Below are 8,228 nucleotides of genomic sequence, written 5' to 3'. Positions count from 1 at the left end.
GTTTCCGGGTGATTTCCCTCGGACATTGCCCCTTTAAAAGATTTTCTTTTAAAGGGGATAACGACTGAAGTCGTTACTACGAACGTCGGAAAATTCTTTTGTTTGTAGTAACGACTTCAGTCGTTTCCGGGTGATTTCCCCCTATAATAAAATTTAGGAGTGCCAGGAGTAACCCAACAATGGACGAATATCAATCCCAAGTTGAAAAGGCGATCGCCACTTTAAAGGAAGACTTACCCACTTTATTTGAAAAAGATATTTCTTATGATATTTATCGCAAAGATATCTTTTTTAAAGACCCGGTAAATCAGTTTAAGTGGAAATTCAATTATCGAATTATTTTCTGGACATTACGCTTTCACGGCCAACTATTTTTCACCGAACTCTATTTTGATTTGCATGATGTGGAGCAGGTGTCGCCGGATATGATTTTAGCCAATTGGACTGTGCGCGGGCGGTTACGGTTACCTTGGAAAGCGGATTTATTTTTTAATGGGTATTCTAATTATAAGTTAGATGAAAATGGGTTGATTTACGAACATATTGACACTTGGGACCGGGAACCGAAGGCTATTTTAAAACAGTTTCTTCCGCAATCGGAGACCTAACCCCCCAACCCCCTTCCCTACGAGGGAAGGGGGAGCCGGAAGGGGAATCTCAAAGCCCCTCCCCTCTTAGGGGAGGGGTTTGGGGAGAGGTCTCTTCTGTTTATTCTTGCGTCCCAGCATTCCGGAGCGATCGCGCGACTTTCTTATACCCATTAAACTCCGCGATCGCCAAGGCGGTGTACCCTCCACGATTTTTGAGATTGACATTGGCACCACCGGCAACCAAGAGGTGCACTGCTTCCTCAAAACCGCGATGGGCGGCCCACATCAAGGCGGTGGCCCCTGCGTCATCTTGGCGGTTGACATCGGCACCGGCAGCAATCAGGACCTCGATGACTTCGGTCAAATTGCGATCGGCAGCTTTCATTAGGGCGGTTTTGCCTCCGGTGGAGACGGCATTGGGGTCCGCACCGGCTTTGAGTAGGACTCGGATGGTGTCCAGATGGCCAAGTTCAGCGGTGGCGGTGAGGGGGGTTTCGTCAAAGTTGGTGGGGTTAACCTCTGCACCTTTGTGGAGGAGGGCCGCCACAATGTCGGCGCGATCGTGCAAGGCGGCGACGAATAACGGGGTGTCTCCGAGACGATTGCACCGTTGGAAGTCGGCACCGCAGTCGAGTAACAGGTTGACCACATCGGCATACCCTTCGACTACAGCCCAATTTAAGGCGGTTTCTCCGTCACTATCGATCGCATTAATCTCGGCACCGGCATCCAACAGCGATCGCACCATCTGCCAATGGCCTCCAGATGCCCCAGCCATCAGGGGGGTAAAGCCATCGAGATTTTTGGCATTGACGTCGGCACCGGCGGCAATCAGGGCGATTACTACCTCAGTATGGCCGCGATCGCTGGCGAGTAGCAGGGGAGTTTCAGCATCTTTATCGGTGACATTGGGATGAGTCCCAGCGGCTAACAAGATTTGCACAATGGGCAGGTCCCCGCGTTCTGCGGCTTCCAGCAAGGCACTGCCGCAATCATATTTTTGACAGGAGAGACCCTTTTGGATCAGCAGTTCTAACAGTTCCGCATTCCCCTTCTGGGCGATGCGAAATAAGAGGTCATCCAGGTCACCGATCGCCTGTAAATCGGCCCCTGCCGCCAAAAGAGACCGAACAATAGCAAGATGACCCTCGACAATGGCGAGTTTGAGGGCGGTATCATCATCTTGATCTTTGATATTGGGTTCAGCACCGTGGGACAACAGCAGATCGGCGATCGCCGGATTGCCTTTGAGCGCCGCCGCCATCAGTGCTGTACTGCCATCATCATTTTGGGCGTTCACCTGTGCTCCGGAGGAGAGTAACAGGCGGACCACATCAATCTGATGATTGGCAGCAGCGAACATCAACGGGGTGATGCCGTACTTTTCTCGGGGAAGATTGGCATCGGCACCGGCTTCGAGCAAGTGACGAGCGATTTCCGTGTAACCTTTCTGGGAGGCAAACATTAACGGAGTCGTGCCTTCTCGATCTTTGGCATTGACAGGAGCACCCTCAGCCAGCAGGGTAATCACTTGATTAATGTTGCCAATGCGAGCCGCCTGAATTAATAAAAGATCCTGGTTTGAGAGCATTTGCTGCGATCGACTCAATCTCGGGGTAATTTAACGGTATCGCGAAAGCAGCCGACAATCAACCGCAATCATCCGGAGATCTTCACCTGGGCGATCGCGCCGGATCCCAGACTGCTACAATCATGCCGGTCTGTTCATGTCGCGCTACCCTTGCGACTGTGGTATGTTCAAGAGTTCTCCAGAACCAAATTATGATAAGTTTTATGAAGATCCTCACGCCATCTGGAGAACACCATGACCATTGAACTGCCCGCACCGTTACAAACGGGATTGACCTTTTTCCACCCCTTGTTGATGTGGGTGTTGTTTGGACTGTCTATTTACGCCCTTGTCCTGGGAGTGAAACTCAAGCGCACCCGCAAAGCGACAGGAGACGAGAAAAAAGTTCTGATTAAGGGCAAATACAATATTAGACATTACCAAATCGGGTCCCTCATGCTGGCCCTGATGGTATTCGGCACCGTGGTGGGTATGGGTGCCACTTATGTGAACAATGGCAAACTATTTTTTGGTCCGCACCTGCTCGTTGGCCTAGGCATGACCACAATGGTGGCCATTTCCGCCTCCCTAGCGCCCTTGATGCAGCAAGGAGTCGCTTGGGCGAGAGTGACCCATGTGGCGATGAATATGACCTTGCTCACCCTGTTTGGCTGGCAAGCCTTCACGGGATTGCAAATTGTCCAAAAAATTCTGACCAGTGCTTCCTAGGACGCCGTTAGAGTAACAGGAAGACCAAACCGGGTTCCTCGTGACGCGGCAACAGCCGCGTCACGAGGAATCTGTAGGGGCGATTCGCGAATCGCCCCTACATTTAAGGTTTATGGGTAAGTCCTGTATGGGTAGCCCTGTCCAAGAGGTAAATTTGATGACGAAAAATCATGGTTTCTTGTCGGAGTAAATGCTTGCGCCCTCTTTTGGGCGCAAGCATTTACTCCGACAATCAACACACCTTGACAGGGCTAGTCCTGTATGGGTTAGGGGGTTTCGACATCTTCGGGGACCTCTTCCCCGGTGCCATTGTCACCGCTACATTGACGGCACAGATCGGAGTTGGAGGTTTTGGCGCGTTTTTTCTTGAAGAGTTCCAGGCGATCGCGCCCGATGGTGGAGTGAAAATCTTCCTGGACTTTGTAGGTTAAGCGCCGGGAGACTTGTTTAACGATTTGCGCCAACAGGCGATCGCCGGTTCTTTGGACGAGGGGGAGAGGTAAGGCATGAATGAACTTGGGAAAACATACCCCCACCTTTAAATCTAAATTCCACTCCACCCGAGTCATCGTGGCAGGGAGGTCCTCGGTGTGGCGGAGTTTGATATTGGAATAATCTGCCGGAATTTCTATCAATTCCTGGGCTGCTTTAAACTCTACGTCATAACCTGGGGGGACATAATCGGGAATGGCGATCGTTTCGATCAGATAAACGCGATTTTGTTGGGGTAATAGGTTCAGACCAATTTTCGGTTCCACTTCATAACCGAGTGCACCAAAGCGCCCAATAGTTAGAGCATAGCCATTTTCTCCTAAAGCATCTGCCTGCATCGGACGAGCACAGCGTTTAAACCATCCTTGGTGAACGTCAAAATAGGCAGCAACGGTTTCAACATCGGCATACATTTCCATGCATCCGACAAAATGAGTCTGAAACCACATCGGTTCACAAGCAACGGAGTTAGATGACTCGCGATCGCTATCGATGGATGTTGCCATAGAGTTTAAAATATCTGACTGCATAACCGCTTCCCTGACTGAGGGTTTGTGTTTTTGTACGACCACCGGAGTGGCTGGATGCTATTTTCTCTACGTTATCTTGTCCTTGGGAGGGGTGAAATCCGTAATTCTGCCCGACTTTCCTTTATTTGGGTGAGCTTCCCCTGGATTGGCACAAGGGTTGAGCTAGCATCCGGTTCTATCATAGACAATCCCCCGAGGGAGGTTCTGTGATGTAGATATCCGAACCTGGGCGATCGCGATCGGCCCCCAAAAATTTTAAACTAGAGGAGACTGGGGGTGCCAACGGCTCCCCCCTATTGCAAAAAAGCAATAATTTCACATTCAATCCATAATTTTACCTAAAAAACTGATGAAAGCATTTGTAGCGGGTGCCACGGGACAAACGGGACGACGAATTGTCGAAGAATTGGTCAAGCGGGAGATTCCGGTGCGCGCCTTGGTGCGGAACCTGGAGAAAGGGCAGCAACTCTTACCTCCCCAGGTAGAGTTAGTCGTGGGGGATGTCTTGAATCCCGAGAGTCTCCATGAGGCGATCGCGGATTGTACCGTGGTGCTATGCGCCACGGGTGCAACTCCCAGTTTCGACCCCACGGGACCCTATCGCATTGACTATGAAGGGACCAAGCATCTCGTGGATGTCGCCAAAGTCAAGGGGATCGAACATTTTGTTCTGGTTTCCTCCTTGTGCGTCTCTAACTTATTCCATCCGCTCAATTTATTTTGGCTGATTTTAGTCTGGAAAAGACAAGCGGAAAAATATATCCAAAACAGCGGGTTAACTTACACCATCGTTCGTCCAGGCGGATTAAAAAATGCCGAAGATGAAGCGGCGATCGTCATGAAATCGGAGGATAAATTATTTGAAGGGAGCATTCCTAGAACTAAAGTCGCCTTAGTCAGCGTTGAAGCCCTGTTTCAACCTGCCGCCCGCAATAAAATCGTGGAAATTGTCACCAATGCCGAAGCGCCAGCCCAAGCATTCCCTGAGCTATTTGCCAGTGTGGTTTAACTCAAACTCGGTTAAAATTAGCTGAATCCACGCCCAAAAACCGGGATAAATCGTTTAAGAGGAGGGTGCGTCAGATAAAACCCGGAACAGGTGAAACCCCGACCGGGAGAATCTGACGCACCTAAAGCAGGGGCATTTTACAACGGAAACCCTACCCGAAATTTTCTGAGGTTTCCTGCAATTAAAATCTGGAGAACCAACTGCATCAAGCCGAATGAAATCGGTTAAATACAACCGAAACTCCTGGAAAATCAACCCTAATTCCTGAATAATTCATCATGCCTTATGCTTTCTGAACCTTCTGCTCAACCGTTGAACTTGAGTCAAAAACGCCTAGTTAAACGGCGAAGAAAACCCCCGAAATTCAGACAGTTTGTCTTGTTGCTGGCTGGGGCGATCGCCTTGCCCATCCTCTTTTATAACGTCATCTTCCGTCGCACCGAACCCCTGCCCCCCGCCCTGATGGCCCCCTTACCCCCCTTAGTCATGGAGGACGGTGACCCCTACATCCGCGCCCTGATGCGAACCATTTCCGCTAGTGAATCCAACGTGGACGACCCCTACGCCGTCATCTATGGCGGCCAATATATGGAAGACTTGAAACGCCATCCCGATCGCTGCGTGCGAATCGTCGCCGGACCCAATCTCGACAACTGTAGTACCGCTGCCGGTCGCTATCAGTTTATCACCACCACCTGGGAAGAAATGGCCGAACGGTACCACCCCAAACCCGATGGCAGATGGTTTTGGAAATCCTATAGTTTTGAACCCAAATTTCAAGATAAAGTCGTCTATGCATGGCTAAAAGACGAAGAAGCGTGGGGAGTGAACATTCCTGAATTATTAAAACAAGGAAAATTAGATGAAGTCTTATATCTGCTCTCTGGAACTTGGACCAGTCTCGGCTACGGGATTGAAACCAATTCCATGAGCGCCTATTTACCCACGATTTACCAGCAACTCCTGGAAGAGGAACTGCAAAACTCCATGTAATACGGAATTCGGTTGTAAAAGTCTATAAAAACCCGCAGGCTCAAGCCCGGAGGCTACACGGACGAAGCCCGCCTGCGCGGGCTGATCCAAAAAATCGACTTTTAACAACCGAATTTGGTATAACGCCATCAGAAACCCGGTTTCCGTCTCTGGAACTGGATTTGAAGCGCCTTCAGTTCCGATGTTGTACTCTCAAAGGAAACACCTGATTCAGATTCGGGTTCTAAAAGGCTAATACCTAATCCGATTGTCAAACACCTGTTTTTATCTACTGAGCCCGCGCAGGCGGGCTTCGTCCGTATAGCCCCACCCTTGAGGGTGCGGGTTAAAACCATCCCATCATCCCCTACCCAATCGAGAGGAACCCCCCCAATGAAACGATTTCGGCACGCACTCTGGGCAACCGTTGGAGTGGCTTTATTCCTCAGCATGAATCTGTTGCTGACCTTTGCACCCGCTCACTCCACCTTACCACCCACCGGGGCAACAAACCCCGCACCCCAGAGTAAAATCACCCCCTTCTCCCGTTTCAAACAGAGTCTGGAACTGGCGTTTGAGCCAGGAAGCTCAGAATTTAATACCCTCGTGGAAGCCGATCGCCTCTTCCTGGACGGTAACACCCAAGCGGCAGAACAACTCTATCGCCAAGTGAAAGGTCAATTTCCCCAACACCGAGGGGACCAGGCGATCGCTGAACCCATCACCGATCCCGAACAACTCTCCGGCGCAGGTCGAGTCTATTGGCGCGAAGCACAAGCGGGATTTGAACAAAATTTAGAAACCCGAATTTTTGTCCCGTTACAGCAATTAGTCGAAAAACAGCCGGAATTTATTCCCGGTCATGTGTTGCTCGTCCAAGCCTTACAAGACTATGGAAGAGGAGAGGAAGCCCTAGCCGTTCTCGAACGCGCCACCACCCTTTATCCCAACGAACCGGAATTAATTCAAGCGGAAATTACCGCCTTACAAAGCCAAGAGAAATGGTTGGAATCTTCCATTGCAGCAAGGCAATTTGCCGTGCTATATCCGGAACATCCCCAAGCCTCTGAATTTGAGGCGATCGCTGATGATGATTTGGGTCGCTACCGTTCTGGAATTCGTCGCCGTTTAATCGGGCAAACCCTCGTCACCGGCGCACTTTCCATCGGAGATTTACTCCTAACTGGAAACGTCGCCGGAACCATCCCCGCCCTTCAACTCACCATGCTGTTAATGCAAGGAGAAGCCTCCTTTGGTAACCAACTCGCGGAGTCCTTCCAACAGCGTTTACCAATGGTTGAAGATGAAACCATCGTCAACTATGTCAATGAAGTCGGACATAAAATGGCCGATTTGATGGGACGGGACGAATTTGAATATGAATTCTTCGTCGTCCAAGATGAAAATCTCAATGCCTTTGCCCTTCCCGGTGGCAAAGTCTTCGTCAATACCGGCGCACTCCAAAAAATTAACAGCGAAGCAGAACTGGCAGGTTTACTAGGTCATGAAGTGGCTCATGCTGTTTTGTCTCATGGCTATCAACGGGTTGTTCAAAGCGCCCTCCTTTCTAACTTAAATCGCGTCGTGCCAATGGGGGATTTAATTGCCGCCCTAGTCGGTCGCGCCTACAGCCGCCAAAACGAAAGACAAGCCGATATTTTAGGCTCAAGAGTTTTAGCCAATACCAATTATGCCGCCGATGGTTTACGGAACCTGATGCAAACCTTCACCGAATTAGATGGCGGTGGCGGAGGGGTTTTAAGCTGGTTATCTTCTCACCCCGCCTCCAGCGATCGCCTCCGCGATTTAGAAGAGTTAATTCAGCGCAATGGTTACAACCGTTACGCCTTTGAAGGCGTCGAACGCCACGCCCAAATCCAAAGCCGAGTGGAAGAACTCTACCCCGAAGAAGAGGCCGGAAATGCCGTAGAAGTTTTCCTCGCTGGAGGATAAAATAAAACCCCACACCCTAAAGGGTGGGGCTATACGGACGAAGCCCGCCTGCGCGGGCTAATATAGAGAATCTACCCAAAAAAATGTAGAGGCGATTCGCGAATCGCCTCTACATTTTTTTTGACTTTAGGGCTACAGGAACGAATCCCACCTTAGCCCGCTACTCTATAAAACCGACTTTTGGACACCGGATTTGATATAACCAGTTCCAGGGAATTATAAATAATAAAAAAAACCTCGTTTGTAGTAACGACTTCAGTCGTTCTCTTCTCTTCCAGTTGTTCGTAGTAACGACTTCAGTCGTTCTCTTCTCCACGTTCGTAGTAACGACTTCAGTCGTTCTCTTCTCTTCCAGTTGTTCGTAGTAACGACTTCAGTCGTTC

7 protein-coding genes are annotated in these 8,228 nt (G+C 49.9%); 5 read left to right on the top strand and 2 right to left on the bottom strand.

What is annotated here, in order from left to right:
- The first annotated feature begins 179 nt into the window (after window positions 1-179).
- On the top strand, window positions 180-608 hold the full coding sequence (locus NG833_RS06365) for a DUF2358 domain-containing protein (protein ID WP_254564468.1): 429 nt from the start codon (window positions 180-182) through the stop codon (window positions 606-608).
- Between the two features lie 100 nt (window positions 609-708).
- Here the strand turns inward: NG833_RS06365 and NG833_RS06360 are convergent, their stop codons facing one another.
- The gene (locus NG833_RS06360; protein WP_254564467.1) at window positions 709-2,181 is read right to left on the bottom strand and encodes an ankyrin repeat domain-containing protein; all 1,473 of its coding nucleotides are present in this window, start codon (window positions 2,179-2,181) and stop codon (window positions 709-711) included.
- A gap of 234 nt (window positions 2,182-2,415) precedes the next feature.
- Between NG833_RS06360 and NG833_RS06355 the strand changes: the two genes are divergently transcribed.
- The gene (locus tag NG833_RS06355; protein WP_254564466.1) at window positions 2,416-2,889 is read left to right on the top strand and encodes a DUF4079 domain-containing protein; all 474 of its coding nucleotides are present in this window, start codon (window positions 2,416-2,418) and stop codon (window positions 2,887-2,889) included.
- A 266-nt stretch (window positions 2,890-3,155) separates the two neighbouring features.
- Here the strand turns inward: NG833_RS06355 and NG833_RS06350 are convergent, their stop codons facing one another.
- Window positions 3,156-3,887: a DUF1997 domain-containing protein gene (locus NG833_RS06350; protein WP_254564465.1), complete on the bottom strand. Its 732-nt coding sequence runs from the start codon at window positions 3,885-3,887 to the stop codon at window positions 3,156-3,158.
- Between the two features lie 373 nt (window positions 3,888-4,260).
- Here NG833_RS06350 and NG833_RS06345 point away from each other — a divergent pair, with 373 nt between their 5' ends.
- The 3 genes from NG833_RS06345 to NG833_RS06335 all read left to right on the top strand — a co-directional run bounded on the left by NG833_RS06345 (window position 4,261) and on the right by NG833_RS06335 (window position 7,845).
- The gene (locus NG833_RS06345) at window positions 4,261-4,920 is read left to right on the top strand and encodes an NAD(P)H-binding protein (protein ID WP_254564464.1); all 660 of its coding nucleotides are present in this window, start codon (window positions 4,261-4,263) and stop codon (window positions 4,918-4,920) included.
- Between the two features lie 285 nt (window positions 4,921-5,205).
- Window positions 5,206-5,913 (top strand): glycoside hydrolase family protein, encoded by a 708-nt coding sequence (locus NG833_RS06340; protein WP_254564463.1) that lies wholly within the window; start codon window positions 5,206-5,208, stop codon window positions 5,911-5,913.
- A gap of 372 nt (window positions 5,914-6,285) precedes the next feature.
- Window positions 6,286-7,845, top strand: coding sequence for a M48 family metallopeptidase (locus tag NG833_RS06335; RefSeq protein WP_254564462.1), 1,560 nt, complete (start codon window positions 6,286-6,288; stop codon window positions 7,843-7,845).
- Window positions 7,846-8,228: the final 383 nt, after the last annotated feature.

Source organism: Oscillatoria sp. HE19RPO (assembly GCF_024220515.1).
In the GTDB taxonomy this organism is placed as follows: Bacteria; Cyanobacteriota; Cyanobacteriia; order Cyanobacteriales; family Laspinemataceae; genus Laspinema.
This window is presented reverse-complemented; position numbering and strand designations above follow the sequence as displayed.

Coding starts and splice junctions, on each gene's coding strand:
- NG833_RS06340 (WP_254564463.1), top strand. CDS start 5,206: ATGCTTTCTGAACCTTCTGCTCAACCGTTGAACTTGAGTCAAAAACGC.
- NG833_RS06355 (WP_254564466.1), top strand. CDS start 2,416: ATGACCATTGAACTGCCCGCACCGTTACAAACGGGATTGACCTTTTTC.
- NG833_RS06335 (WP_254564462.1), top strand. CDS start 6,286: ATGAAACGATTTCGGCACGCACTCTGGGCAACCGTTGGAGTGGCTTTA.
- NG833_RS06365 (WP_254564468.1), top strand. CDS start 180: ATGGACGAATATCAATCCCAAGTTGAAAAGGCGATCGCCACTTTAAAG.
- NG833_RS06360 (WP_254564467.1), bottom strand. CDS start 2,181: ATGCTCTCAAACCAGGATCTTTTATTAATTCAGGCGGCTCGCATTGGC.
- NG833_RS06350 (WP_254564465.1), bottom strand. CDS start 3,887: ATGGCAACATCCATCGATAGCGATCGCGAGTCATCTAACTCCGTTGCT.
- NG833_RS06345 (WP_254564464.1), top strand. CDS start 4,261: ATGAAAGCATTTGTAGCGGGTGCCACGGGACAAACGGGACGACGAATT.